This is a genomic window from Parasphingorhabdus pacifica (assembly GCF_054779195.1).
Genome location: NZ_BAAGYS010000005.1, coordinates 26,451 through 52,256, shown reverse-complemented (window position 1 = coordinate 52,256; position 25,806 = coordinate 26,451). Strand labels below are relative to the sequence as shown.

The following is a 25,806-nucleotide window of genomic DNA, read 5'->3' as shown; positions in this document are numbered from 1 at the left end:
GCGTGTTGCAACGACCGCTCGGATCCGCCCCCGCTTCCGGGGCTCGCGGTGTTCCGCGCCCTTTCCGGGGGTGCGGTGGGACGAAGTGTCCGGCGGACCGAAACGCGGCCGGGTCAGCGCTGGAGTTGCTGGGCGATGAGCCGTTCGCAGCTGCGCAGCACGATCCGGACCGCGTCGCGGTGCTTGCGGTCGAGCATCGGATTCACCAACTGGTCCCGCCAGCGGGCCAGGGCAGCGCCGGCCTCATCGGCCATGTCCGATTCGAGCACGTCCGGGACCTGCCCGAGCTTGTGGTGCGGCTCGTCGCCGTGCGCGCCGAGCAGGCGCTGCGCTTCGCCCTGCAGCGCGCGCGGAAACCGGACCTGGCCCGAGCTCAGCGCCGAGAGCAGCCGCATCTCGTCCCATTCCGGCGCATTGGCCACGAGGCGCTCGAACTCGCCGCGCAACTGCTGCATCCCCTGGCGCGGGTTCGCGCGCATCACCATCTCGACGGCCAACAGGATCGAGCGGGCCCGTAGCGCTTCCTGCCGTTCGATGAACTGCTGGTGCAGCGCTTCCTGCAGATCCGCCAAACAACTGGCTTCGAGCAACGCGGATTTGAGCTGCTTCGGATCCGCGGTCCCCTCCAGCAGACTGCTGAGGGCGAAGTCCACGCCGTACCTGCCGAGCCGTTGCAGCAGTTGCTGCCGGGTGGCGGGCGGAACGGACTCGGGCTTCGGGTTGTTCGCGAACCGGTCGGCCGAGAGCATCAGCGCTTCGAGCACGTCGCGGGGCAGCTCGGCGAGGGTGCGGAGCGCGGTGAATTCGTCGGTGGTCAGCGACGCGGCCGCGTGCCCGAGCAGCCCGGCGACCGGGACGACGTGCTGGGCGAAGGACTGCACCGTCGGGTCGTTGCGGTATCGCTCGGCGATCCGGCCCGCGGCCGGCAGCGCATCGCCGCCACCGCTGGCGGTCTCATCGGCCCTGGAGAACGCGACGATGGTGTTGATCGGCGCGCAGCGCGCCACCTGGAGCTCGTGCACGGACTGCAGGAACTGGATGTCCGTCTGGTGTGGATACCGGGTGAGGTAGAGGACGGCGTCGGCCTCGGACAGGATCTGCGCCAGCGCCGAACGGCCGGTCTCCTGCACGGCGGAGGAGGACACCCCCGGCGTTTCGATGAGCGTGATCGCCTGCAGACCCGGCACGGGAGCTTCGATCACGAGCTTGGCCACCTCGTCGGGACGCCAGCGCTGCAGATCGCGGATCGTGCCGATGTCCAGTGTGGTCACCGGCACGTTCTGCACCGTGCCGTGCGGGGTGTGCACGGTGATCTTCGGTTCCGGTCCGTACTGGAAGAACGTGTTGACCTGTGTCCGCTCCTCCGCGTCGGTCGGGGCGAGCTCGCCGCCGACCAGGGCGTTGATCAGCGTGGACTTGCCGGACTTGACCCGCCCGGTCACCGCGATCCGCAGCGGTTGGTCGAGCCGTTCCAGGCGTTCCCGCAGCCAGCTGGCGGTGCGGGGATCGTCCCGGTAGAAGGTCATGGCGCGGATCAGCAGGCCGCGCGCACGTTCCAGCAGGCTCGGTGGACCTTCGGCGCTCTGCGGAGCGTTCATGCGGCGGTGAGGCGGTTGTTGGCCAACAGCGAGACCCGCTTGCGCAGGACCGCCAGCTCTTCGAGCTTCTGCTTGATCTCCCGAGCGCGCTGATCGCGGTCGACGGCACTGCGCTCGGCGGAGCGCTTGATGTCCTGGATGGCTTGGCTGATCTCCATCTGGGCGTCCTCGGTGATCTTGGTGAAGTGCTCGTGCAGTGTGCGGTGAACGCCGCGGATGGTGTCCTTGGCTTCCTTGTTGACCTGGAACACCACCTGTTCGACGTATCGCTGCGCCGAGGCGCGTGCTTCGGCCTGGCGGCGTTGCAACCGGGAGTCCTTCTCCTCGTTGAGGCTCTTGCTGCCCAGCACCAGACCGGCCGAAATGGACACCACGTTCATCAGCGGGAGCCCGGCCATGCTCGTGATGAGACCGAACATCAGGACACCGCCGTAGGAGCCGCGCAGACCGGTCAGAATCTGGTCTCCCCGCTTGTACTCGCCCTTGGGCGTCTTCAGCTCGGGGACTTTGTCCAGCGGTTCGGGCCTGCGGATCTCCTCCATGTGCGGCAGAACGGCCGCGTGTTCGCTCAGCAGCTCGTCGGAAACCTGATCCAGGAGCCGTTCGCGGCGTTGTTCGAGCCAGCCGAACGTTTCGTCGATCGCGTCGGTGAGCCGATCCGCGAGCCATTCCGAGAAGTCGTCCCACACGAGCTTGGGGTCGGCTTCGTCGAAGGTCTCGTTGGCTTCGTGCAGGATGGCCCAGGTGCGTTCGCGGAAGTCGAACTCGATGTCGGTGAACAGTTCCGCGATGCCGTCGGAGAGAGTTTTCTGCCACCGAGTGGTGATCCGCCGCAGGTCTTCGGACTTGCGTTGAGCGGTTTCCAGCTCCACGAGCGTCTCGGCGGCGGTTCGCGGGTTCTGACCGGCTAGCTCGGAGCGCAATGCGGTGGTGATCTGGTCGACGGCGTCGGCGACGTTGTGGGCCACCAGTCGCCGGGTGAGCTGGTCGTGCTTGCCGACGGCCTCGTTGCGGAGGAACTCGATCAGCGGCGGGAAACCGGACTCGGTGTTGAGGTCGGTGTCCCGCGCCTGCATCCCGCGTGTCCTGATCGGCGAGGAAACCGGGAATACCTGGGCGTTGATGCCCGCGTTGGTCAGGTGCTTGCGGTTGACCTCAAGGACCTTGCGCCAGTTCGGCGAGATGTCCGTCTTCGGTTGCACGAGCGCCACGTTGGGGCACAACTTGGTGACCTGCTTGAGGAAACTGATTTCGTTGGTGGTCAGTTCCTGTGTGGAGTCGGAGACCATCAGCAGCGCGTCGGCCTCGTTGACCACCGCCATCGTCGTGGAGGTCAGGGACGCGGACACGCCTCCGACACCGGGGGTGTCCATCAGGACGAGTCCGTCTTTGAGGACCGCGCGGGGGAGACCGACCTCACCGCGCATGAGGGGGCGTCCGATGGTGACCGCGTGCTGGATGCGTTCGCGGACCTCTTCGATGGGGACGGGCTGTCGTTCGAGCGCGGCCGGGCCGTGTGCGGGCTCGTGCTCCACGAGAACCGCCGAAGGTTGGTCCGAATGGCGGACAATGGTGGGGACCACTGTGCTGGTCTCGTCGCCGGCGTTGCACACCGGCGCGTTCACCATCGCGTTGACCAGTTCGCTTTTGCCCTGTTTCGACTCGCCCACGACCAGTACGAGCTGTGCGGGGTCGAGGACGCGCGTTCGGATCTGCCGGAGTCGATTGTGCAGATCAGCGCGGCGCTGCTCGGCACATTCGGCAGTCGCGCGATCGATCAGTTCCACCATAGCCGTCTCGATCACGCGAATGATTGTCGCGCGCCGGAGGCAGAAGAGAAACCTGATCGGGGGAAGTCTTCGCCGTAGAAGGGTGTGGTAATGCAGAATGCCGGGTCCGCGAGGTGTTCTCGCGGACCCGGCATTCCGGGCGCTGATCAGATCAGAGCAGGCCGTCCACCGGCAGGCCGCCGGCCACGTTCTCCACTGCGCCACCGGCGACGTCGCCGACGATCGGCAGGTCGCTCGGGGCGGGCACGGCCTCGCCGACCGGGGCGGTGGCGGTGTCCAGCACCGGCTCGACCGGGGCGGTGGCGGTGTCCACAACCGGCTCGACCGGGGCGGTGGCGGTGTCCAGCACGCCGCCGACCGGCTCGGTGGCGGTGTCGAGGGTGCCGCCGACCGTGTTGGTCACGCCACCGACGGCGTTGGCGTCGCCGGCCACGCCGGTCACGTCGCCCGCGATGCCGGACACGCCACCCGCGACACTGGCAACGTCGCCGACGTTGGCGGTCAGGTCGCCGACGCTGGAAACGGTGTTGTCGACCGTGTTGGTGACCTCGTTCACTGCGCCGCCACCCACGGTGTTGCCCACGGCCGCGACGTTGGCGACGTTGTTGTCGCTGACCACGTCGTGCACGCTGATGAGGTTGTGCGAGTCGGTGTGCTCGATCTCGACGTTGGTGTCGCCGTGCTCGACGTTGTTGTTCGGAGCAGGAGTCTGCTCGTCAGCGTCCCCGCCGTCGGAGAAGTCGGGGTTGGATTCCGGGGTGTTGTTCAGCATGCTGAGTTCCGTAACTTCCTGCTCGTGTGGATGTGCGGGATGCAAATGGTTGATCGCGGCGTACTGGCTGCTCGTGGCGAACTTGTCGGCGCTGTCCTGCAGCACACGTCCGTTGTTCTCCACGACCTCGACCGGCGCGTAGTCGAAGACCAGTGACGTGGCGTGCAGCACGTCTGTCGCGGTCATGTCCCCGAGTCCGGCCTGATCCAGTGAGGCACGTGGATCGGCCTCGAAAGCCGCCCGAGCGTCCGGGTTGCTCGAGAGTCGTGTGAGGAACTCGTAGAGCGTCGGTTCGTCGGACAGCCCGGGGGCGGAGCCCGTCCCGGGGTCGGAAGTGCGGGTGTCCGCGTGACCTGAAAGGTCGCCCTCTTGCTGAGAGTTCGGCATCACTTACTCCTCCACTCAGCTGAACTCGGTTACGTGTTACCGAGTGAGGCGTTGGCTTCTCCCTCACTCCCGAAGATCACTCTAGGGCGAGCAGGCGCTGTCGGAATCGGGTCGGACTCCTAGTCGGGGAAAACTCTGTTAGGGGATAAGGGAGGTGCCCTGTTAGGGGGTTGCTGGGGGGATGCGACGGCTCTCCGTAGTCGAGCACGCGCTAAATTGTGTCCGGCCCGTGGCGTCGCCCCCGGGTCGATGCCACGGTCGAATGAGATTTTTTCGACGTCGGACGGGTGACACGGGAAGGGGTTGCATGCCTTACGTCCTGGGGATCCACCTGGGAGCCACCGCGACTTCCGCCGCCGTATCCCGCCGGGAGAGCAGCCGGTGGGGACCGGCAGCGCCCATTCCGCTCGGGCAGGCGAGTCCCACCGTTCCGACGGTCCTCTGCAAGGTCCAGGACGGTTCGTTCGTAGCGGGCGAGCCCGCCCGCCAACAGGAACTGACCCACCACGAGTGGGTGGTGCGGGACTTCATCCGGCACGTCGGAGACGACGCCCCATTGTTGGTCGGCAGCGAGTTCACCCCGGCTCAGCAGCTGGTCGCCGCGATGATCGAGTGGGTCGCCGATGTCGTGGCACACCGCCTCGGGCACCCGCCGGAACACATCGCGGTCGCCCACACCGCGGGCTGGGGGCCCTACCGGACCCACCTGGTGCGCCAGGCCGTGTCGCGGATCGGATTGCCCGCCGTGACGTTGGTGCCCGAACCGGTTTCGGTGGCCCGGGACTACGCGAGCAAGCAGCACGTCGAGGACAACGCCACCCTCGCGGTCGGCAACCTCGGCGGCAGCGGGTTCGACGCCACGCTGCTGCGCCGCCACGCACCCGGCTTCGAGGTGATCGGCCAGCCGCTGGACTCGTCCGAGCCGAGCGGACAGCAACTCGACGACGAGGTCTTCGCACACGTGCGCGGCGAACTCGGAGACCGCCTGGCCGGACTGGATCCCTCGGACATCAACGCTCGTGCCGCGCTCGCCCAGCTTCGCGCCGAATGCGCCAGGGGCCGGGAGGCGCTCTCGCACCACCCGGGCACCACGCTGCGCATCGAACTGCCGCAGGGCAGAACCGAGCTGGGCCTGTCGCGGGCGCGGTACGAACAGCTCGTCCGCGCTCACCTGGAACGCGTTCCGGAACTGCTGTTGCAGGCCGCCCAGTCGGCCAACCTCGCCACTGAGGACCTCGACGCGATCGTCCTGGCGGGCGGTGTCGGCCGCACCCCGCTGCTCAAGCAGCTCGTGGGCCAGCGGATGGACCAGCTGCCACTGGCCGACGCCGCACCAGAACTGGTCGCGGCGCGCGGCGCGGCGCTATCCGCGGTCAGCGCGGTGTCCACCGATTCGGACAACAAGGCCTCGGTCGCCGAGACCAGCGTCCTGATGCGCCTCGAGAACTCGGACACGGCCGGGTACGGCAACTTCGACGACGATGACGACGTCCCGTTGGAGGCTCCGCGTCCCTCGATCGACGTGGATCCGATGTACATCGAACCGCCGGACGAGGCTCGGGAACGAAAGCTGAAAATCCTGAAACTCACGCTGGCCGCCCTGTTGATCCTGGGCGGTTTGGTCCTGACGATCGTTCAAGGGTTCGACGGGGGCGGGGCCTCCACGCCGATGGGAGTCGTGCAGAAGTGAAACATCACGGACGTGACGCACGAACCCTCGACATCGAGGGAGCGATCTCGTACCTACAAGAGGCACCGCCGGTTTTCCGGACGGCGGGCCGGACTCCGGATCGAACCGCTCGGCCCCGCACCGACGCATCCCGCCTCATCCGATGACCCAGCTTGGACAAGGACGACCCGTGAATCACCCGACAGTGGGACACCCCGCCTTGGCGGCGGGAGCGAACGCGGAGCGGTTGCGGGCCGCGATCGCAACGGAGCCCACCGCACCCGTGGTCGTCGGCATCCAGGGCGTCGGTGGTCACGGCAAGACCACGTTGCTCGGTCAGCTCGCCGAGACCTATCGCGCCGCAGGCGTGCGGGTGACCGCCGACGCCGGGAGTGACGACGCCGTGGACAAGGCGGTGCTGATCGACGACGCGCACGAGTGCTCCGACTCGGTCCTCCGCGACCTGCGGGCACTGGCCGAGTTCCGAGGTGCCCGGCTGATCGTCGCCTACCGCCCGTGGCCGCGTCCCGAGGCGCTGAGCGAACTCATCTCCGTGCTCGGACGTACCTCACCTCCCGTGCTCCTCGGCAGTCTCGGGGAGGAGGAACTGGCCGAGCGGGTCGAACGCAGGCTCGCGGTGACCCCGTCCGAGGACTGGCTGGACTGGCTCCTGGAGCAGACCGGTGGAGTCCCCCGCTACGTGGAGCGCGTGTTGACCGCGCTCGGGCCCGCGGACGTGGGCAGGCGGCAGTTCCCGCAGATCGTGCTCGAACAGTTCCACCACGACCTGGACCGGCTCGGAGCCACCGCTCGGGACTGCGTCACCGCGATGGCGGTCGGCGCGACCCCGCATCCGGACGTGCTCGCCTCCCTGCTCGTTCGGGAACCGGATGAAGTCGTCGCCGCGATGAGCCAGATCCGGGCGAGCGGGCTGGTCGACTCCGAGGACGGCCTACCGCCGGTGGCGCGGCGAGCGGTGCTCATGCTGACACCGTCCGAACGCCGACTCGAACTCGTGCGCTGCCTGATCGAAACCCGCCTCGCGCGCAACGGCAGGGTCCTGCCGCTGGTGCGTCCGCTGGTGGACGCGGAAGTGGCGCTGGCCCCCGAATCCACGTTGGCGACCGCGTTCGAGAAGGGCGCGGACGAAGCACTGCAGGAGCAGTCCGGGCTCGCCTCGAAGCTGTTCGCGGCCGCCGTCTCGGCCGGAGCGCCGCCTGCGACGGTGCTCGCCAGGCGAGCACGTGCCGCCGCCGTGTCCGGCGACCTGGACGAGGCCCTCCGGCTGGCCGATCAGGCCATCGTGGACGAATCGGTACCGGACCGGCAGTTGGGCGTGCAGGTCGCGGCGAGCGTGCTGGCGCACCGCGGGCTGCTCGAACGTTCGGCCGAGCTGTGCCAGTGGTCGGTGTGGAACCTGCGGTGGCCCGGCGATTCCGCGTATGCGGCGGTCGGGCTGATCGGGACCGGCCGCATGGACGAGGCCGAAGAGATCATGAACGTCCCTCGGGAGGCGGGACCGCCCACCGCGATGTCCGGGGTCGCCGGTCAGCTCGCGGACGGGATCCGCACTTCGGTGGTCGGTACCTCGGCCGACTCGATGTCCACCCTGGTCCGTGCCGCCTCGCTGTCGGAACCGTTGGCCGGTGAGATGCTCGTGCCCGACGCGCCCGCTTCGCTGGCGGCTGTGGTCGCGCTGCAGTGCGGCGAATCCGACGTCGCGAAGTCCATGCTGGACAAATCGGTCGCCGCCGGAGCGGGCGGTCCATTGCTGCGGACCCGGCACCGATTGCTGGCCGCCTGGCTCCCGCTCATGCGCGGGGACACCAGCGCGGCTCGCGAACAACTCGTCGAAGCCGTCGGTGACCATTCCGAACTGCAGGTTCGGGACCGGATGCTGGCCACGGCGATCGAGTCCGGCATCGCCGACCGGGAGAACGACACGACCGCGCTGACCGCTGTGCGGGGGCACGCGAGACAGGCCGTCGCCGAACACCCGGTGGACCTGTTCGCGCTGCTGCCGCTGGGCGAGTTGGTGGTCGGTGCGGCTCGGCTCCGTGATCAGGAGTGGCTGAGGCCGCACGTGGACGCGGCGTTCGCCCTGCTCGCCAACCTCGGCGACCCGCCACTGTGGAGTTCGCTGCTGCGGTGGAAGTGCTTGCAGGCCGCGGTCGTGCTCGACGACCTGGACGGCGTCCGGCAACGCACCGCGGAGCTGGAACGGATGGCCTGGCACAACCCGCTGTCAGCCGCGACTGCCTCGGCGGCCGCGGTGTGGCAGCGGATCCTCGCTGGTGAAGTCGAGCAGGCCGAGACCGAGCAGGCGGCTCGTGCGCTGGACGCGGCCGGGTTGGCCTGGGACGGAGCTCGGCTGGCGGGTCAGGCCGCGCTTCGAACCAGTGACCGGCGGGCGATGATGGCGCTGCTGGAGTGCGCGCGGGCGTTGCAGGGCAAGCCGCCCCGTCCGCGGTCGATCGCGGGCGGGGCCGGGCGGCCGGACTCCGCGGGGCTCTCCGAGGTGCTCAGCGAACGGGAGAAGGAAGTCGCCGAGCTGGTGCTCTCCGGGCTCACCTACAAGCAGGTCGGCAAGCGGCTGTTCATCTCGGCCAAGACCGTCGAGCACCACATCGGCCGCATCAAGCAGCGCCTCGGCAGCACGACCCGGGAGGAACTGCTCACCCGCCTGCGCGAGATCCTCGGACGCGACTGACCCGGCGCGCCGACTGCCCGTTCCCGCCACACACCCGTTCCGGACACCCCTATCCGGACACCTCCTGCCCGGAAACCCCTGTCCAGGTGATCACCACCCGGACAGGGGTGTGGTCGGCCGGCGGTGTGATCAGCCGCGGTCGGTGAGCTCGGTCGGTGCGGTGGAACCGGAGTCGGCATGGGCCGCCGTCGCGTCGGAACCGGTTTCGGCTGCCGATGCGGAGGCGGTGGGCTGCTTCGCCGAACCGTTCTTGGCGGTGCGCTTGGTCTTGGTGGAGATGCTCTTCGAACCGTTCTTGGCCTTCTTGGCGGTGGCACCGCGTCCGGTCGGCTTCTCGTCGGCGGCTTGCCGTGGACCGGCGGCCAGGGACAGCCCGGCGCGCAGCGCGCCCGCGACCTCCAGCAGCGCTTCGTGGAACCGGGTTCCGGCCTGTCGCAGGTTGGCGAAACCGTGGATCAGGTCCGGGAACCGGCGGGCGACGACCGGGACACCGGCCTTCTCCAGCAGCTCGGCGAACGTTTCGCCCTCGTCCCGGAGCGGGTCGAACCCGGCCGTGACCACGTGCGCGGGCGGAAGACCGCTGAGGTCGTCGGAGAGCGCGACCGACACCCGGGGGTCGTAGCGGACGTCGGGGTCGGGGACGTAGTGGTCCATGAACCAGTCCATGTCCCCATCGGTGAGCAGGAATCCGTCGCTGAACAGTTCCCGCGAGCGACGTCGCTCCGTGGCGTCCACAGCGGGGTAGAGCAGCAGCTGGAACAGCGGTGTGGTCGTCCCCTCGCGCACGGCCTGGTGCGCGACGCTGGCGGCGAAGTTGCCGCCCGCGCTGTCCCCGCCCACCGCGACCAGTTCTGGACGGGTGCCCAGGTCGACGGCGTTGTCCACGGCGAACCGGTAGGCGTCGACCGCGTCCTCGAACCCGGCGGGGAAGGGACTCTCCGGAGCCAGCCGGTAATCGACCGACAGCACGCGCACACCGGCGTGCTTGGCCAGGAACCGGCACAGGTCGTCGTGGCTGTCCAGGTCGCCGATGACCCAGCCGCCGCCGTGGTAGAAGACGAGCAGTTCGCTGGTCCCGGTGAGTTCCTGCGGCCGGTACAGGCGGGCGGCGAGCTCTCCGGACGAGGTGGGGATGCGCCGGTTGCCGATCGAGATGCCGGGGATCGGTTTGGCGTCGACGAGGGCGGTGGCCTCCCGCATGCCCGCCCTGGCCAGCTCGGCGGTGGACGCGGCCAGGCTCGTCTTGCCGGTGAGGTGTTGCATCTTGAGCAGCAGCTGCGCGTCGAGCGCGAGTTCCTGACCGTCGAGCTGGATGGGTCGACCCGCAATCGCCCGCCGGACGGGCTGGGGGAGCGCGAACATCGCGCGGAGCGCGGTGGCCTGCGCGCCGTTCTTGACCTGTGGTGGCAGCTCGAAAGCTGGCGACATGAGCGGGAACCTCCGCGGGAGTGACGACAATTACCTCGAGGTTACTTGTTGGTAGGTTGTGGCGCGAGGCCCCGCCCCGCGTATTGACCTCCACCAAACTCGAAGTCATAACGTGTCTTCCTGGTGCGTGCGCAGCTGAAACGGACGAGCGCGGACACGAGGGTCGCGGTGCGCACCAAAATGAAAGGATCGACGCATGACGGTGACCGTGGTGGGAATCGGAGGGTCCGTGCGTCCGGACTCGCAATCCGAGCGCGCGATGCAGATGGCCCTGGCGGGCGCGCAGGAAGCGGGCGCCAAAGTCCACGGGATAGCCGGGAGCAGGCTCGGAGTGCTGCCGTTCTACGACCCGGAAGTGACCCACCGCAGCAACGTCGCTGTGGAGCTCATTGACGCGTTGCGCACCGCCGACGGCATCATCCTCGCTTCGCCCGGCTACCACGGCACGATCTCCGGGCTGATCAAGAACGCGCTGGACTACGTCGAGGACCTCCGGGGCGACGAGAACACCTACTTCGACGGTCGGGCCGTCGGATGTATCGGACTCGCCTACGGCTGGCAGGCGTCCGTGACCACCATGCAAGCGCTCCGCTCGGTCGTGCACGCGCTGCGCGGTTGGCCCACACCGCTCGGTGGCACCGTCAACTCGGCCGAAACCCGGTTCGGACCAGGTGGCACCTGCGAAGACCCCAAGACGGAGCAAACCCTGCGCACCATCGGCCGCCAGGTCGTGGACTTCGCCAACAGCCGGGTCTGAAGTCACCGCCGAGGAGCACCGCGCCCCGCGCGTGCATGGTTCTCCGCCCCGCTGGGTACACATCGGGGAGCGAGATCAACGGTCGACGAAAGCGGGGAAGACCATGAGCCAGAAGGCTCCGATCAACAGTCCCTTGACGAACTCCGATCGCGACGTCACCGCCAAGACACTGCAGGGCACCCTGCTCGATCTGGTGGATCTGCACCTCATGGCCAAGCAGGCGCACTGGAACGTCGTCGGCAAGCAGTTCCGGGACGTCCACTTGCAGCTCGACGAGCTCGTCACCGCCGCCCGGAACTTCGCCGATGACGTCGCCGAGCGGATCGCCACCATAGGAGCCTCCCCGGACGGCAGGTCCTCCACCGTGGCGGAAGGCTCGGGGATTCCGGACATGGGCAAGGGGTGGAAGAACGACCGGGAGGTCATCGAAGCCATCGTGTCCGCGCTGGGGGAGCTGATCCGGCGTCTGCGGTCGCGCATCGACGAGACGGACAAGACCGACCTGGTCACCCAGGACCTGCTGATCACCATCTCCTCGGAGCTGGAGAAGTCGCACTGGATGTGGCAGGCGCAGACCGTCGAGTCATGACGGGCGCCGCTTAGCAGCACCGGCCGGGCACGCCGATCCGTCGAGGGATCGACGCGCCCGGTCGAGTTCACGCCCGGCGCGCGCGTTCGTACTGGCGCGGCCACAGGCTGTCGGCCCGGAGCCGGTCGGCGGCGTGCAACGGCCAGTGCGGATCCCGCAGCAGCTCCCGTGCCAGCAACACGGCGTCCGCCGAACCGGAGGCCACGACCTCCTCGGCCTGCTCCGGCGCGGTGATCATGCCCACCGCGCCGGTCGGCACGCCTGTCTCCGCACGGATCCGACGGGCGAACGGAACCTGGTAACCGGGCCCGACCGGGATCGACGCGTCCGGCACCGCGCCGCCCGTCGAGGCGTCGATCAGGTCCACGCCGCGATCGGCGAGCAAGCCGGCCAGGCGGACCGAGTCATCGCCCGTCCAGCCACCTTCGACCCAGTCGGTCGCCGAGATGCGCGCGAACAGCGGACGACCTTCGGGCCACACCTCGCGCACCGCGTCCGTGATCTCCAAGAGCAGGCGGACGCGGTTGTCGAACTCCCCGCCGTATCGGTCGGTGCGGTCGTTGACCAGCGGCGAGTAGAACTGGTGCGCGAGGTAGCCGTGGGCGAAGTGCAGTTCGATCACGTCGAACCCGGCGTCGGTGGCGCGGCGAGCGGCAGCCGCGAACCGCTCCGGAAACGCGGCGACCTCGTCCTCGTCGAGCGGACGAGGGGCGGTCAGGCTCCCGAACGGAGCGTTCGTGGAGCTGACCGTCTCCCATCCGCCTTCCGCCTCGGTCAGGCTCGCGTCGCCGTCCCACGGGGGAGCGGTCGAGGCCTTGCGCCCGGCGTGTGCGAGCTGAACCCCGGCGGTGGCGCCCTGCTCGTGGAGGAAGCCGGTGATGCGGCTCCAGGCCGCCACCTGCTCGTCGTTCCACAGACCGGTGTCGGCGGGGCTGATGCGTCCTTCCGGGGATACGGCGGTGGCTTCGGCGATGACCAGTCCCGCACCTCCGGTCGCGAATTGGCCGAGATGCACCAGATGCCAGTCGTCGGGTACCCCGTTCGTCGCCGAGTACTGGCACATCGGTGCCACCCAGACCCGGTTCCGGATCGCGGCGTCACGGATCTTGATCGGTTCGAATAGTTGACTCACGTGCGGTATCGACCGAACGTGATCGCGGATTATTCCGAGCGTCCGGACGTCTCACATGGCGGACTCCGCCCGATCGCCTTCGGTTCGCCGTAGCGGCGGAGGCCGAGAACTCGATGGGTGCGTGGAATTCCTCGTGGAGCCGACTCCCTGCGGGGAGGTGTCCGGCTCGCACTCGATTGTCCCGTTTCGCCGAATTCGATCATGACGGTGGTCGTGCTGAAGTCGACCAAGTCGGGCGGGTCGATATCGACTGCTAGCGTGCGTCGCAGCGTCGACTCCGAGAAAGGCGCGCGACCATGGGTATGTTCGACTGGTTCACCGGAACCACGCGGCCCGAACGAGGAGTTGTGGCCCAGTCCCCCGGTGCTGTTCACGCGGCGTTGCTGGCAGCGAACCGGGAGGATGCTCCGTTCGTCATTCGCGACGGAACTCCGGAAGGGGTGGACTTGGTCGCGGAGTGGCGGATCGTCGATTTTGCCTGGTACGACTTCTTTGTCCGGGCGCGTGTGCAGAAGGCTAATCAGACCTTGATGCGGTTGGACTTGGAGAAGAATGAGGTCCGGGCGCTCGATCAGGAATGGTCGGTGGTGTGGCACAACGGTGTACCAGAACTCTCCCCGGTCCGAGAGTACGGTCGCGGACAGATCAACAAATCATCCCGCAGGATTACTTTCGGGCGGAACTCCGAAGGAAAGATGGTAACCGAGTCCGACCAGAGCTTTCCGACGGGCGAATTCAAACCGGTCCTCCGGGAGGTCGTGACCAGTGCCGGCTGGACCTGGCGCGGTGTCGTTTTCGGGAAGCCTTGACGAGGTTGGAGAGTGCGACGCTAATGGGTCGACGTTGACGTCGACTGCTTGCGAAGGGCTGCTGCCGACATTCGAGAATCCGTCCGTAAGGTGAACGTCGGCGAACTTCCGGAGGCGGTCGAGGGTGGTTCCGGTTTCGGCCTTCGAGATGGGTATCGAAATGCTGGTACGGAACTGTGAGTCCGCGGAAACCGCGATCGAGCTCTGGGAAAATGGCGAAGCGGAAAGCGACGCGAGCTGCGGAGGAGCACGAAGGGGCTCCGGCGGAGGCCGGCTAGCGGGGATCGACTGCCGTGCCGTTCACCGACCCGGGGGAGAAGCCCCGGGAGGAAGCTCGCGTGCTGCTCATCCGGGCTCGGGAACAAACTTGTCGAGACGACCGAGAGACCGCCTTGCAGCTGGAACGGAGATGAGGAGCAATTGGCCACGTCGATGCCCGTGCCGGTCGAGTTCCGGCTACCCGCGGGATGGCAACCAGCACCGCCCGAGGAGGTAGGCGCGCCCGGAGCGGCATTCGTCGCCCTGCACCCGGCCACCAACCGCCCGGGGTTCACCACGAACATCACGGTCGACGGTGAGCAGCGTTCGGACGACGCGTCGTTGGCCACGATCGCCGACGAGTCGGTCAACAACCTGCACCAGGTGTCGCGGACGGTGTCGTTGTCGCAACGTTCGGAGTTCGGCTCGGTCGAGGCACCCGGCCTCACCCAGGTGTTGAAGGTTTCGGCCCCCAGCGGGGAGAACACGCTCGACCTGGTCCAGTGTCAGGTGTACCTCTCCATGCCGGATGTGGACGATCCCGGTAGGCGTGCGGTCGTCCGGCTGGTGCTCACCGCGACCGCGGACGTGTTCGACTCCGTCGTGGCCGGGTTCCAGGAGTTCGTCGCCTCCGTCCGCCCGAAGAACCGGGCGGATTAGGCGCTCGTGCCGCATCGGCGATGAGGATCCTGCCCGGGCTTTTCGAACGTCACCCGGCAGATGGGCTCGCCCGCTCGCGGGAACGCCTCGCCCCTCGCGGGTCGGAAGGCTCTTCAGGGGATCTCGTGGTGGGCCCATGCTCGCATGGTGAAGTCGGGAATCCGGTCCGAGGCGGGTATCGGCACTACCGCTTCCGGGCGTTGCCGGTTCGGTGAATCCGCGATTCGGAGAACGTGCCGGGAGCGTTACCGCCACCTGTTGGAACGGAACGTGACCGGAAGCGTGCTGCTCGCGGGTGTGCACGATCTCGCCGAGGCAGTGCCACACCCGCACGTGCGGTTCCTGGCCAGGGTCGGGAGCCCGGGCAGCGGTGTCGAGGACGACGTGCACGTCGACGCGTCGCTCGACCGGCTGCCGTATCCGAAGGCCGCCTTCGACGTGGTCGTGTGCTCGTTCTCGCTGTGTACAACGGCCCGGCCGGAAGCCGCACTTCGGGAGATCGGACGGGTGCTGCGGCCCTCCGGGCGCGTGGTGTTCCTGGAACACAACCGGTCACCGGGGCTTCTCGGCGATGTCCGCCAGGTGCTCGGTGCGGAGGCGTCATGGCGAGGCCGATGCCGTTCCGGCACCGACGTGCAGGCCGCGGTGCGCCGGGCCGGACTGGTGACTCGCGCGGTCGACTGGTTCTGGCCGACCAGTCTGCTGAACGAGCCGGCCGTCCAAGGCGTCGCCGTCCATCCCGACTTCCGGTACGAGCGTGAACTCGGCTGGCTCCGAGGCACGTGAACTGACTTCTGAACTGACTTCGTGAACAGGAGGGTGTCATGCCCAGGAAAGTGGCGGACTGCCGCAAGTATCCGAGTGAAGCGAACTGCACGTTGACGATCTCGGGCGAGGCAGATGAAGTGCTGCGGGTGGCGGCAGAGCACGCGGTGTCGGCACACGGACACGACGACACTCCGGAGCTCCGCGAGCGGCTCCGGGGACTCCTCGAGGACGAGACCGCAGGCGGCGGTGCAGGCGACCTGCGTTTCGTGCAGCTCATCGAGTTCCACACGAGCAAGAAGGAACAACTCGACGAGTTGCTGGACGAGTGGGAGGAAGCCACCGGCGGCAAGCGCACCGCCACGCGCGCGGTGCTGACCGTCGACCACGATTCGCCGCAGGCCTACTACGAGTTCGTCGAATTCCCGTCGTACGAGGCGGCGATGCGCAACTCGAAGTTGCCGGAGACGGATGCGCTGGCCCAGCGGATGCGGTCCCTCTGCGATCAGGAGCCCACGTTCCACAACCTCGACGTGGTGCGTGCCGAAGCGCTCTGACCGCCGATCCGGTTGCCGGTCCCGTGTGAGAGCCGCGGCTCTCACACGGGACCGGCAACTTCAGCCAGCGCCGACTGCGCGCCGGGCGAAGTCGATCTCGGCGGCGACCTGGCGCAGGGTTTCGGAGATCACCAGCGAACCGTGCCCCGCGTCGTAGCGGTAGAACTCGAACGGGATGTCCCGCTGCGCCAGCCCGTCCAGGTAGTTGAGGATCTGCTGGATCGGGCAGCGCGGATCGTTGTCGCCCGCCAGGACCAGCACTGGCGCCCGCACCTCGTCGATGTAGGTGATCGGCGAGCACTCCCGGTAGACCTCGGGGATCTCCTCGGGGGAGCCGCCGAACAGCGCCCGGTCGTAGGCCCGCAACGGTTCCATCTCGTCGGCGAACGCGGAGACGTAGTCGGCGACCGGAACACCCGCGACACCGCCCGCCCAGCGGTGCGGCTGCGCACCCAGCGCCAGCAGGGTCAGGTAACCGCCCCAGGAAGCGCCCGCGACCACGCTCAACGCCGGTGTGGTCAACCCCTCGGCGATCGCCCAGTCGTGCACGAGCGCGACGTCCTCCAGCTCAGTGAGGCCGGGCCGCCCCTCGATCGAGTCACGCCAGGCCGATCCGTACCCGGTCGATCCCCGGTAGTTGATCTCGACCACCGCGAACCCGGCCTCCAGCCAGGTCGCCCGGTACGACGAGAATCGGTCTTCGTCGGCGGCATGCGGTCCACCGTGCAGGTTGAACACCGTCGGTAGCGGTTCCCCGCCCGCCCCCGTCGGCCTCGAAACCAGTGCGTGCACCGTCGGGTTCGGTCCGTTGGGGACCTCCACGAAAACATCCTCGACCGGCAACGATTCGGGCGCGCGCTCACCCGGCGGCACCAGCAACACCCGATCGGCGCCATCTGCGGTCAACACCCGCACCAGTGACGGGGTGGCCGCCGACGACCAGGAGTACTCCACGGCGTTGTCCGGCCGGACGGAGGCGTTGCCGACCGTGCCCGGAGGGGTGGGCAGGTCGGTGAGCTTGCCCGATTCGAGGTCGTACCGATGCATCGTGGTGCGCGCCTGGTGGGTGTGGGCGATCAACAGCGCCGTGCCGTCCTGGTACCAGTCGGCCGAGACCTCGCCCGGGAGATCGAGGTGGATCTCGTGCTCGGCGTCGGTCCCCACGTCCCAGATCAGCAGCTCTTCGCGGCCGTGCCGCTCGTGCAGCACGAGCAGCCGCTGATCACCGGTGACCGGCGCGAAATCCAGCGCGTCGAGGCCCTTGCCCGGCCCGTCCCACTTCTCGGCGACCGTCGAGCCGTCGGCCACGCGCAGCACCCGCAGCGCCGGGTGCCTGCTGTCGCCGTGCTCGGAGTGCGACAGCACCACGAGCGATTCGTCCCACGACATCGCGGACAGGCCGCCGTCCTGCTCGTGCTGGTAGACGACTTCCGGGGCGCCGCCGTTCTTGGCCAACCACACGGTCACGCCGTCATCGGTCGACATGCCGATGCCGATCACGCTGGAGCCGAGTTCGAGACCGGCGGGGTAGCCGGCGTGGGTGCCGGGCAGCCCCGGAACCGGGTCACCGTCCTGCCCGAACGGTTCTGCCTTCCAGCTGCCGAACTCGTCGCCGTCGGTGTCGTCGAACCACCAGATGTGCTCGCCGTCGGCTGAGAGCGTGCCGTGGAACGTGCCGCTGGGGCGGTCGGTGACCTGCCGATGCGCGTCGGTGGAGCGATCCCACGCGTAGATCTCCCAAGTGCCGCTGACGTTCGACACATAGAGGCTGCGCTGGGGGGCATCCCTGGCCCAGCTCGGCAGCGACACTCGAGGAGCGCTGAACCGCGTCCGCCATCGCTGCTCCCTCTCCGGGTCGTCGAAGAGCTGCTCCGGGATTCTGGCGTCTGGGTAGGTGCTCACGTCGCCGATACTGCCACGGCTCGTGCCCGCGCCGAACGCTGCGTTGCGGGTGGTCGGCCACGACGGGGTGGTGCGCGGTTCGCGCCCGGCGGGCCCGCGCGTGGAGGTCGGGGTCGGTGGGCGCGGGTGGAGGGGCGCAGATGACGACTCCGGACTCCGCGGTAGGCGCTCAGGGTTTGCGGGCGGTGATCAAGTAGTAGTCGAGCAGTCCGTCCTGGTGGGCGCGGAGCCACTCGCGAGGCCATGCCTCGGCGTAGGAGGTATGGGCGAGCCACCGGTCGAAGCCGTGCCAGACGTCGTCGCCGATGCTGCGTACGCCCACCTCGGTGAAGCCGGCTCCCCCGAGCGCGTCGACCACCGCGTCGACGGGGGTTGCCAGGTCGATGCCTTCGGCGAAGGTCTCGAGCCGTTGTGCGAGCGGGTCGGCGTCGTCGCGATCCGAGGAGAAGAACGTGGCCAGCGCAATCCGGCCCGCGTGGGTCAGGACCCGGTAGCACTCGGCGGCGAAGCCGGGCATGTCCTCGAAGTGCTGAGCGGCCTCGATCGAGAAAACCTTGTGGACCGATCGGTCGATGAGCGGGAGGTCCGAGGCGGACCCGACGATGTAGTGCAGCCGTCCCGGCATTGCTGCGATGGCCGAGGCGTTGACGTTCTTCGCGCGGTCGATCTGCACCGGTAGCACGTCGACCCCGCTGATCTCGCGGACCGGGTATTGGTTCGCGACCAGTGCCGCGCCCAGGCCGAGTCCGCAGCCGACCTCGAGCAGACGGTCGTCGTCCTCGGTTCCCAGCTCGCGGACCACCCGGTGGTACATCGCTTGCTGGCTGGCGATCCGGTCCTCGGTGCTGGGATTGTCCGTCCGCACGTCCCGCCAGTAGCCGAAGTTGAGGTATCCGCCGGCGAACAGCTCCAGCCTGCTCAGGTCGTTCTCGCCGTAGAGCCGGTTCCGTCGGGCCAACCGCTCCTGCCTGTCGGTCATGGGTACATCGTGCCCGCCGGAGCGCCGGTTCGTCGTTTGATCAAGAACCGGGGCCGGGTGCTTGCCGTCAGGGAGTGGGAAGCGACGGGTCCGGCGGGCCTTCCAGCGAGTGCAGAAGGGTGGCGAGCCCACCGGCGATCGACTCGCGCTGGCGAGCGGGCAGCGTGGACAGCAGGCTGCGTTCGACTTCGATGTTGCGGGTGAAGGCGCGGTCGATCACTTTCCGGCCGTGCTCGGTGAGCAGTACGCGGGCGCTGCGCCGATCGCGCTCGTCGGTGGTGCGTTCCAGCAGGCCCCGTTCGGCGAGCTGGTGGATGCGCTTGGTGGTGGCCGCCCCGGAGGAGACCGTCAGGTTGTTGAGGCGCCCCGGGGTCACGGGGGCGCCTGTGCGACGGAGTGCGCAGAGCAGGTCGAACTCGGCCCGGTTGAGCCCCTCGTCGGCGATCGTCGCGTCCAAGCGCTGCCGGAGGATGGCGGCGGCGCGCAGCACTCGCCCGATCACGTCGATGGTTTCGGTGTTCACCTCGGGCAGGACTTCCGACCATTGGGCCCTGGCCGCTTCGATGAGGTCAGGTGTTTGCTTCATCTCACTACCGTTTCACTAGTGAAATAAGTGTGTAGCATTGCAAGACGTGCCGCCCACAGTACTCAGCCGAAACGTTCCGGATGCGTTCCGCCTGCGCTTGGGTGGCCCGGTGGTGTGGCCCGCGGCGAGAGCGTTCCTGTCCATGATCGTCCCGCTCGTGGTGCTCCTCCAGCTGGATCGGCTGGACCTTCTCGCCGGAGCCATTTTCGGAGCGCTGACCAGTGTGTACTGCCGCGGCGAGCCCTGCGGGCAACAGGCCCGCACCCTGGCGGCCGTCGCGGTGACCATGGTGCTCGCCGTCGCCCTCGGCGACCTGATCGCCGTGTACGCGGCCGGCCACGCCTGGCACGAAGCGATCGCGCTGCTCGTCACCGCCCTCGTCGGCGCGGTGGCCACCGCGATCGCCACCACGGTGAAGATCGGACCGCCCGGCGGGCTGATCTTCACCTTCGCCACCGGAGCCTGCTCCCACCTCGCGCTCGGCACCGGCGACCTCGCCCCGCACATCGCCACGGCCGCGCTCAGCGCCGCGTTCGCGTGGGCCATCAGCATCGCCGGTGCGGCGGTCATCGGGCTCCGTCCACAGCGCAGGTGCGTCGCGGCCGCACTCGACGCGGTCGCGACGCACCTGGAAACCAGGCCGGACCTCACCACCAGGCACCACGCGGCGGTGGCCATCGAAACCGCACGGGAAAACCTCGCACGGGTAGGCCGCAAGGACCGGGAGACACCCGCGCACCTCGAACTCGTCCGCGCGACCGAAGCATCCGAAGCGCTGCTGAGTTCCGAGAACCCGGCCGCGGTCGCGGGGGACGCCCACGCGGCGGCCGAGGCCATTCGCCGGGACGAGAGCTGCCGCGGGCTCCTCGGCGAGGACACCTCCCGGCCGCTGAAAGCCCCGGCCCCCACCTCCCGCTGGCGGGTCATCCGCTCCGTGCTGGTGGCCGCCCTGCGTCCCGGAAAGCCCGGTACCTGGCTGGTGCCCTACGCCTTCCGGGTGGGAGCGGCGGCGCTGCTGGCGGGCACGGCGGCCAACCTGCTCGGCATCGGGCACGCCTACTGGGCGGCGGTCTCCGCCGTGTCGGTGCTCCAGGCAACCAGCACGTCGACATCGGTGCCCCGAATGGTCCAGCGCATGCTCGGCACCGTCTTCGGCGTCCTCATCGGGCTCGCCGTGCTCTCGGCCGAGCCTGCGCTCTGGGCGATCATCATCGTGCTGGCGGTGCTGCAGTGGGCTGCGGAAATGACGGTGCTGGCCAACTACGCCTTGGGGCTGCTCTTCGCGACGCCGCTCGCCCTGCTGGTGAGCTCGTTCGGCAGCGCGGAGGCACCAGGAGAGCTGGCCGCCGACCGGCTGTGGGCGACCCTGCTCGGCGCGGTCATCGCCGTGGGCGTGGCGTGGCTGCTGCCGCATCGCGCCTGGCTCGCCCGAGTGCACGCCGCACTGGACCGGGTGCGCGGCCTCAGCAGCTCCGAAGCCGACCCGAAGGAACTGCGCGCCGCCCTCGTGGAGCTGCACGAGGCCTACGACGTCGCCCGTGGCGAGATGAGCGAGACCAGGCTTCCCACCGAGGAATTGCTCGACGCCTCGCACCACGCCTACGTCCTGCTGGACCGCTCGACCCGGGAGCACCGCGACGCGGCCGTGTGAGCAGCCGGGCTCGCGCGAGCGCCGGTCAGTGCGGATCGGGTCAGCGCGGGTTGTCCTTGCGCGCGTACATGTCCCGGTCGGCGTTGTGCAGCAGTTCTTCCGCCGAGGTCGCGGTGCTCCGGGTGGTGGCGAGCCCGACGCTCGCGCTCATCCGAACGGTGCGACCGAAGATGCCGACCTCGGTGTTCAGTCGCTGGGTCACCCGGTGGCGCAGCTGCTCCGCCTCGTCGAGGTGATCGACGCTGGTGAGCACGACGAACTCGTCCCCACCGATCCGCGCCACGGTGTCGCTCGAACGGACTACGCTCGAAATCTGGTGGGCGGCGGTTTCCAGTAGTTGATCCCCGAACGCGTGGCCGTACCGGTCGTTGACCGGTTTGAGGTCGTTGAGGTCGATCAGCAGGACCACCAGCACGCCGTCGTGCTCGGGCAGTTCGGCGAGTCCGTGGTCGAACCGGTCGATGAGCAGGGCGCGGTTGGCCACACCGGTCAACGGATCGTGCATGGCCATGCGGGTCAGCTGGGCGAGCCGTTCGGCGCTCATCCGGATGTTGCCGCCGATCGCGTCGTACTGGCTGATCACGTAGGCGGGCTGGTCGTTCGCGTCCGGCATGACGCTCAGGCGGATCAGCATCCAGAAGGTCTGGCCGCCCCGATGCCGGTACAGAACTTCCAGGGAACCCGAAGTCCGACGCCCCAGCCGCAGGTCCTCCAGCAGTTCCGCCACCCGGTTCTGGTCCTCCTCGCCGGTGAGGTCGGCCAGATGCATGGTGCGCAGCTCCTCGCGGGAATAGCCCACCAGATCGCAGAGCCGGTCGTTGACCTCCGTCCAGAATCCGTCCAGGTCCAGCAGCGCGATCCCGATCGGTGCGTTCTCCAGCGTCCGCTTCCACAGCAGCTGAGACTCGCGCCGCGAGGTGATGTCGTGGAGCTGCGAGACGATGAAACCCGGTTCACCGCTCGGTTTGCGGACCAGCGTGCTGCTGACGAGCACCACGATGAAGCTGCCGTCGGAGCGGATCAGGCGCTTCTCCACCTCCAACGAATCCGTGCCCGACTCGATCATCCGCGCGATGGTCGCCGAGTTGAGCTGCTCGTCCTGCGGATGCGTGACGTCGGCGGGACGAAAGCTGAGGAACTGCTCACGCGTGTACCCGAGCATCTCGCACATGGCCGGGTTCACGTCGATGTGCCCACCGTCCAGGCTGAGAATCGCGATCGGGCCGGCGAGCTGCTTCCACACCGCTTCCCAAGGCATGGGTGTGTTGGGCTCCGTCGCGTCCACCGGATGAACGGTACCGCCCCACAGCGGGGCGCCACAGTACCGAGCGCCGAGACCACCGGAGGGAAGGACGTCCCATCTACCGCTCAGGTGCGCTCCGGGAGGGGCCGGCCGGGACGTTCCTTCCTGGCTTTGACGCGCTTGCGCGCGTACATGTCGTGGTCGGCGCAGTCCAGCAAGGTGCGGGAGTGGGAAGAGGGATCGTCGGTGGTGGCCATCCCCACGCTGGCGCCCGGTCGAATGCTTCGCCCGGACGGGTCGGATCCGGGGGCCAACCGATGCTCGACCCGCAGTCGCAGTTCCTCGGCCTGTGACTGGTCGGCCAGCCGACTGAGCACCACGAACTCGTCGCCGCCCACCCGAGCCACCGTGTCGGTGGAACGCACGACGCTCAACAGGTCCTTGGCCGTGGCTTGCAGGACCTGGTCACCGGTGCCGTGCCCGAACCGGTCGTTGACCTCCTTGAAATCGTCGATGTCGATCGCGAGCACGGTGAGCACGCCGCCGCGCTCCGGCAACCCGGCCAGCTCCTGCTCGAACCGATCGATGAGCAGGGCGCGATTGGCCAGGTCGGTCAACGGGTCGTGCAACGCCATGTGGGTGAGCGTCGCCAGGCGTTCCTCACCCACGTGCGCATCGCTCCCGAGCGATTCGTACTGGCTCACCAGGTATGCGGGACTCTCGTCGGCGTGCCGCACCACGCTGAGACGAACCAGGAGCCAGAACGGGTGACCCTCCCGGTGGCGCACGCAGATCTCCAAGCTGCCCGTATCCACGTGACCCTGTCGGAGTTCGGCGAACAGTGCCTCCGCCCGCGCAGCGTCGTCGCTGTAGACGATCTCGGAGAAGCGGTGCGCCAGCACCTGCTCGCGCCGGTAGCCGAGCAGCTCGCAAAACCGGTCGTTGATCTCGGTCCAGCGACCGTCCAGGTCGATCAGGGCCATGCCGATCGGAGCGTTCACCAGCGTCTGGCGCCAGAGCTGTTCGGATTCGCGGCGGGTGGTGATGTCGTGGAACTGGGTCACCACCACTTGGGGATCGCCATTCGGTGCTCGCAGCAGCGAACCGTTGATGAGCACCCAGATGACCCTGCCATCGGAGCGCACGAGCCGCTTCTCCGACGTGTAGCTGTCGGTTCCGGAGGCCACGAACCGCTCGATGGCGGCCCGGTCCAGCGGCGAATCATCGGGATGGGTCACGTCCGGAGGGGTGAGCGCGAGCAACTCCTCCCGCGAATATCCGAGCATCCGGCACATCGCGGGGTTGGCCGCCACGATGTGTCCCCGCACGTCAACCAGCGAGATGGGGCCGGAGACCTGCTCCCACAGCGTCTCCCACAAACCATCCATCTCGGTTCCCACGTGTCCACACGCTAATCGCCAGGAACGCCCAGCACGAGCCCAAAGCGACCACGGGGACGTGCGCTCCGGGCGATGCACGGCTGCACGGCGGAACACGAAAAAAGGACCTGGTCAGTCCTCCTCGCGGAGACCTGACCAGGCCTGTCGGGGTGGCGGGATTTGAACCCACGACCTCTTCGACCCGAACGAAGATTCGAAGAGGTCGCGACCTTTATCGCTCCGCATATTCGCAGGTAGAGCCGTTGGTCCTCGTTGGTCTCGGTGGTGGATCGTTGGCCTTGGGGAGAAGTTTTTCTCCCAGGTTTCTCCCGGCGGGGTGGAGTGACCGGGACGTGCATGGGGCATGGCGGGCACCGCGTCCGCCGATTGAGAATGTGACGCCCGACACTCGACGCGGTGATTATGTCCTAGGACATTTAAGGTCGGTCGGGTGACGTGGAGAGAGCATTCCGGAGGGATACGCGGATCCAGTGCTGCGCAGATCGCTGAGTCGATCCGCGGTCTGATTGACTCTGGGCGCCTTCTCGAAGGGGCGGCTTTACCTCCGATCCGTGGGCTGGCGGTCGATTTGGGGGTCAATCGGAACACAGTGGCGGCCGCCTATGCGCAGCTGGCTGCGGCGGGGTTGGTCGAGACCCGGCGGCGTGGTGGGACGGTCGTGTTGGGTGTTCCCGCGCTGGACGGTGAGGGGCGGAGTGCCACCGATGGGCTGGTCAACCTGGCTGACGGCAACCCGGCGATCGAGTTCTTGCCCAACCCTCGGGATGCCTTCGCTGCCGGCTACGTCCCCACGCTGTACGGATACCCGCCGATCAGCGAACGACTCGCGGCCTGGGCGGAGTCCGAGATGGCTCCCGACGTCGGGGAGGCTGCGCGCGGGTTGGTGCTCGCTCACGGTGCGGTCGATGCAGTGGAGCGGCTGCTCAACGCGCACTTGACCCGAGGTGACACGGTCGCAGTCGAAGATCCGTGCTTCTTGTCCAGCATTGGCACGATGCGGTTGAACGGCTATCGGAGCGTGCCGGTGGCCATGGACGCCCACGGGATGACACCGGACGGGTTGGCCAGGGCGCTGGAAGCTGGAGTTCGGGCCGTCGTGTGCACACCGCGCGCGCACAATCCGACCGGCGCGAGCCTCACCGCGCAGCGCGCGGAGGAACTGCGCGAGCTGCTGGCAAAGCACCCCGAGGTGCTGGTGATCGAGGACGACCACTTCTCCACGATCTCGGCCCGGCCCTACCACCGGATCACCCCGGCGAACGCTCCCCGCTGGGCCTTGGTGCGGTCGGTGTCGAAGTTCCTCGGCCCAGACCTGCGGCTGGCCTTCGTGCTGTCGGATCAGGACAGCGAGGCCCAGCTGAGCACCCGCCTGAGCTCGGCCGCGAGCTGGGTCAGCCACGTCCTCCAGCACATCGTGGCCACGCTGCTGCACGATGACGAGACCGCGCGGTTGCTGCGGGAAGCGCGCGATTCCTACGCCGCCCGCCTGTGCTCGCTGACCGACGCGCTGCACGAGCACGGCATTCGGCTGCCGCCCGACCGCGACGGGCTCAACGCCTGGATTCCTGTAGGGCGACGCGAGAAGCACCTGGTCGATGCGCTCGCTGCCCGTGGGTGGGCGGTACGCGGCGGCTCGGACTTCGCGGTCACCGGCCGGAGCGCAGGTGCGCTGCGCGTGACCTCCTCGATCATCACTCCGCAGCAGGCACAGAACTTCGCAGCCGACCTGGCTGCGGTCCTGCATTCGACGAAGGGAACCTGAATGCCCCTCCCGGACAAGCACGATCCGGCCACGGTCGGCGAGCGAACGTGGGCCGTGCACGGAGGCAACGCCGTCGACGCTTCCGGGGCGCTGCGCACTCCGCTGGTCCTGGCGAACTCCTACGCGGCCACGGCGCGGTGCTCGCCTTCGCGCTGGACGGCGACTCTGCCGTGCAGAACCGATTCGTCAACGCGCTGCGCGTGATCACCTCTGCTGTGTCACTCGGGCACGACGAGACGTTGATCGTGCACGTCGCGCCCGGTACCCGCGGTGGCGACGAGCACTACCCCGAGCCCTTCCAGCGCTACGGGCATCTGCGGCTCGCGGTCGGACTGGAAGAACCCAACGACCTCATTGCTGACATCCGTGCAGCGCTCGACACCGCACTGCCGGCCTGACCTC

Annotated in this window: 21 protein-coding genes; 11 read left to right on the top strand and 10 right to left on the bottom strand. The window is 68.4% G+C overall.

What is annotated here, in order from left to right; translation table 11 throughout:
- Window positions 1-113: 113 nt before the first annotated feature.
- From ACYVAN_RS05885 to ACYVAN_RS05875, 3 genes are all read right to left on the bottom strand, one after another.
- Window positions 114-1,598 carry a dynamin family protein gene (locus ACYVAN_RS05885; protein ID WP_460956479.1) on the bottom strand — a complete coding sequence of 495 codons (1,485 nt, stop codon included), beginning with the start codon at window positions 1,596-1,598 and terminating at the stop codon, window positions 114-116.
- The gene (locus ACYVAN_RS05880) at window positions 1,595-3,403 is read right to left on the bottom strand and encodes a dynamin family protein (RefSeq protein ID WP_460956477.1); all 1,809 of its coding nucleotides are present in this window, start codon (window positions 3,401-3,403) and stop codon (window positions 1,595-1,597) included. The genes ACYVAN_RS05885 and ACYVAN_RS05880 overlap by 4 nt, the downstream gene beginning before the upstream one ends.
- A gap of 136 nt (window positions 3,404-3,539) precedes the next feature.
- Window positions 3,540-4,547, bottom strand: a complete 1,008-nt coding sequence (locus tag ACYVAN_RS05875; protein WP_460956475.1) for an IniB N-terminal domain-containing protein — start codon at window positions 4,545-4,547, stop codon at window positions 3,540-3,542.
- 307 nt (window positions 4,548-4,854) lie between these two features.
- Here ACYVAN_RS05875 and ACYVAN_RS05870 point away from each other — a divergent pair, with 307 nt between their 5' ends.
- Window positions 4,855-6,237, top strand: coding sequence for an Hsp70 family protein (locus ACYVAN_RS05870; RefSeq protein ID WP_460956473.1), 1,383 nt, complete (start codon window positions 4,855-4,857; stop codon window positions 6,235-6,237).
- A gap of 169 nt (window positions 6,238-6,406) precedes the next feature.
- Window positions 6,407-8,926, top strand: a complete 2,520-nt coding sequence (locus tag ACYVAN_RS05865) for a helix-turn-helix transcriptional regulator (protein ID WP_460956471.1) — start codon at window positions 6,407-6,409, stop codon at window positions 8,924-8,926.
- A gap of 129 nt (window positions 8,927-9,055) precedes the next feature.
- On the opposite strand, the gene ACYVAN_RS05860 is transcribed toward ACYVAN_RS05865, so the two are convergent.
- Entirely contained in the window at window positions 9,056-10,354 is a 1,299-nt protein-coding gene (locus ACYVAN_RS05860; protein WP_460956469.1) for an alpha/beta hydrolase, read from the bottom strand.
- A gap of 196 nt (window positions 10,355-10,550) precedes the next feature.
- Here ACYVAN_RS05860 and ACYVAN_RS05855 point away from each other — a divergent pair, with 196 nt between their 5' ends.
- Together ACYVAN_RS05855 and ACYVAN_RS05850 are read left to right on the top strand one after the other, a co-directional pair.
- On the top strand, window positions 10,551-11,111 hold the full coding sequence (locus ACYVAN_RS05855; RefSeq protein WP_460956467.1) for an NADPH-dependent FMN reductase: 561 nt from the start codon (window positions 10,551-10,553) through the stop codon (window positions 11,109-11,111).
- 103 nt (window positions 11,112-11,214) lie between these two features.
- Entirely contained in the window at window positions 11,215-11,700 is a 486-nt protein-coding gene (locus tag ACYVAN_RS05850; protein WP_460956465.1) for a Dps family protein, read from the top strand.
- Between the two features lie 67 nt (window positions 11,701-11,767).
- On the opposite strand, the gene ACYVAN_RS05845 is transcribed toward ACYVAN_RS05850, so the two are convergent.
- Window positions 11,768-12,832: an NADH:flavin oxidoreductase/NADH oxidase gene (locus tag ACYVAN_RS05845; RefSeq protein WP_460956463.1), complete on the bottom strand. Its 1,065-nt coding sequence runs from the start codon at window positions 12,830-12,832 to the stop codon at window positions 11,768-11,770.
- A 296-nt stretch (window positions 12,833-13,128) separates the two neighbouring features.
- Between ACYVAN_RS05845 and ACYVAN_RS05840 the strand changes: the two genes are divergently transcribed.
- The 4 genes from ACYVAN_RS05840 to ACYVAN_RS05825 all read left to right on the top strand — a co-directional run bounded on the left by ACYVAN_RS05840 (window position 13,129) and on the right by ACYVAN_RS05825 (window position 15,881).
- Window positions 13,129-13,641, top strand: coding sequence for a hypothetical protein (locus ACYVAN_RS05840; RefSeq protein ID WP_460956461.1), 513 nt, complete (start codon window positions 13,129-13,131; stop codon window positions 13,639-13,641).
- Between the two features lie 420 nt (window positions 13,642-14,061).
- Complete coding sequence (locus ACYVAN_RS05835) at window positions 14,062-14,559, top strand: hypothetical protein (RefSeq protein WP_460956459.1); 498 nt, start codon at window positions 14,062-14,064, stop codon at window positions 14,557-14,559.
- 270 nt (window positions 14,560-14,829) lie between these two features.
- Window positions 14,830-15,345 carry a class I SAM-dependent methyltransferase gene (locus tag ACYVAN_RS05830; protein WP_460956457.1) on the top strand — a complete coding sequence of 172 codons (516 nt, stop codon included), beginning with the start codon at window positions 14,830-14,832 and terminating at the stop codon, window positions 15,343-15,345.
- Between the two features lie 38 nt (window positions 15,346-15,383).
- Window positions 15,384-15,881 (top strand): DUF1059 domain-containing protein, encoded by a 498-nt coding sequence (locus ACYVAN_RS05825; protein ID WP_460956455.1) that lies wholly within the window; start codon window positions 15,384-15,386, stop codon window positions 15,879-15,881.
- Between the two features lie 60 nt (window positions 15,882-15,941).
- Here the strand turns inward: ACYVAN_RS05825 and ACYVAN_RS05820 are convergent, their stop codons facing one another.
- The 3 genes from ACYVAN_RS05820 to ACYVAN_RS05810 form a co-directional block, all read right to left on the bottom strand.
- Window positions 15,942-17,783 carry an alpha/beta hydrolase family protein gene (locus ACYVAN_RS05820; RefSeq protein ID WP_460956453.1) on the bottom strand — a complete coding sequence of 614 codons (1,842 nt, stop codon included), beginning with the start codon at window positions 17,781-17,783 and terminating at the stop codon, window positions 15,942-15,944.
- Between the two features lie 169 nt (window positions 17,784-17,952).
- Window positions 17,953-18,762, bottom strand: coding sequence for a class I SAM-dependent methyltransferase (locus tag ACYVAN_RS05815; protein WP_460956451.1), 810 nt, complete (start codon window positions 18,760-18,762; stop codon window positions 17,953-17,955).
- 67 nt (window positions 18,763-18,829) lie between these two features.
- On the bottom strand, window positions 18,830-19,348 hold the full coding sequence (locus tag ACYVAN_RS05810; RefSeq protein ID WP_460956449.1) for a MarR family winged helix-turn-helix transcriptional regulator: 519 nt from the start codon (window positions 19,346-19,348) through the stop codon (window positions 18,830-18,832).
- 46 nt (window positions 19,349-19,394) lie between these two features.
- On the opposite strand from ACYVAN_RS05810, the gene ACYVAN_RS05805 reads away from it, so the two are divergent.
- On the top strand, window positions 19,395-20,999 hold the full coding sequence (locus ACYVAN_RS05805) for an FUSC family protein (protein ID WP_460956447.1): 1,605 nt from the start codon (window positions 19,395-19,397) through the stop codon (window positions 20,997-20,999).
- 40 nt (window positions 21,000-21,039) lie between these two features.
- On the opposite strand, the gene ACYVAN_RS05800 is transcribed toward ACYVAN_RS05805, so the two are convergent.
- Window positions 21,040-22,284, bottom strand: a complete 1,245-nt coding sequence (locus ACYVAN_RS05800) for a PAS domain S-box protein (protein ID WP_460956445.1) — start codon at window positions 22,282-22,284, stop codon at window positions 21,040-21,042.
- Between the two features lie 83 nt (window positions 22,285-22,367).
- Window positions 22,368-23,642 (bottom strand): PAS domain S-box protein, encoded by a 1,275-nt coding sequence (locus tag ACYVAN_RS05795; protein ID WP_460956443.1) that lies wholly within the window; start codon window positions 23,640-23,642, stop codon window positions 22,368-22,370.
- Between the two features lie 430 nt (window positions 23,643-24,072).
- Between ACYVAN_RS05795 and ACYVAN_RS05790 the strand changes: the two genes are divergently transcribed.
- Together ACYVAN_RS05790 and ACYVAN_RS05785 are read left to right on the top strand one after the other, a co-directional pair.
- Entirely contained in the window at window positions 24,073-25,404 is a 1,332-nt protein-coding gene (locus ACYVAN_RS05790; protein WP_460956441.1) for an aminotransferase class I/II-fold pyridoxal phosphate-dependent enzyme, read from the top strand.
- A gap of 47 nt (window positions 25,405-25,451) precedes the next feature.
- On the top strand, window positions 25,452-25,802 hold the full coding sequence (locus ACYVAN_RS05785) for a PLP-dependent transferase (RefSeq protein ID WP_460956439.1): 351 nt from the start codon (window positions 25,452-25,454) through the stop codon (window positions 25,800-25,802).
- Window positions 25,803-25,806 lie beyond the last annotated feature (4 nt).

What these genes read in the sequence shown, in the direction of transcription:
- ACYVAN_RS05825 (WP_460956455.1), top strand. Translation starts at nt 15,384, where the DNA reads ATGCCCAGGAAAGTGGCGGACTGCCGCAAGTATCCGAGTGAAGCGAAC.
- ACYVAN_RS05885 (WP_460956479.1), bottom strand. Translation starts at nt 1,598, where the DNA reads ATGAACGCTCCGCAGAGCGCCGAAGGTCCACCGAGCCTGCTGGAACGT.
- ACYVAN_RS05850 (WP_460956465.1), top strand. Translation starts at nt 11,215, where the DNA reads ATGAGCCAGAAGGCTCCGATCAACAGTCCCTTGACGAACTCCGATCGC.
- ACYVAN_RS05875 (WP_460956475.1), bottom strand. Translation starts at nt 4,547, where the DNA reads ATGCCGAACTCTCAGCAAGAGGGCGACCTTTCAGGTCACGCGGACACC.
- ACYVAN_RS05815 (WP_460956451.1), bottom strand. Translation starts at nt 18,762, where the DNA reads ATGACCGACAGGCAGGAGCGGTTGGCCCGACGGAACCGGCTCTACGGC.
- ACYVAN_RS05840 (WP_460956461.1), top strand. Translation starts at nt 13,129, where the DNA reads ATGGGTATGTTCGACTGGTTCACCGGAACCACGCGGCCCGAACGAGGA.
- ACYVAN_RS05860 (WP_460956469.1), bottom strand. Translation starts at nt 10,354, where the DNA reads ATGTCGCCAGCTTTCGAGCTGCCACCACAGGTCAAGAACGGCGCGCAG.
- ACYVAN_RS05870 (WP_460956473.1), top strand. Translation starts at nt 4,855, where the DNA reads ATGCCTTACGTCCTGGGGATCCACCTGGGAGCCACCGCGACTTCCGCC.
- ACYVAN_RS05810 (WP_460956449.1), bottom strand. Translation starts at nt 19,348, where the DNA reads ATGAAGCAAACACCTGACCTCATCGAAGCGGCCAGGGCCCAATGGTCG.
- ACYVAN_RS05855 (WP_460956467.1), top strand. Translation starts at nt 10,551, where the DNA reads ATGACGGTGACCGTGGTGGGAATCGGAGGGTCCGTGCGTCCGGACTCG.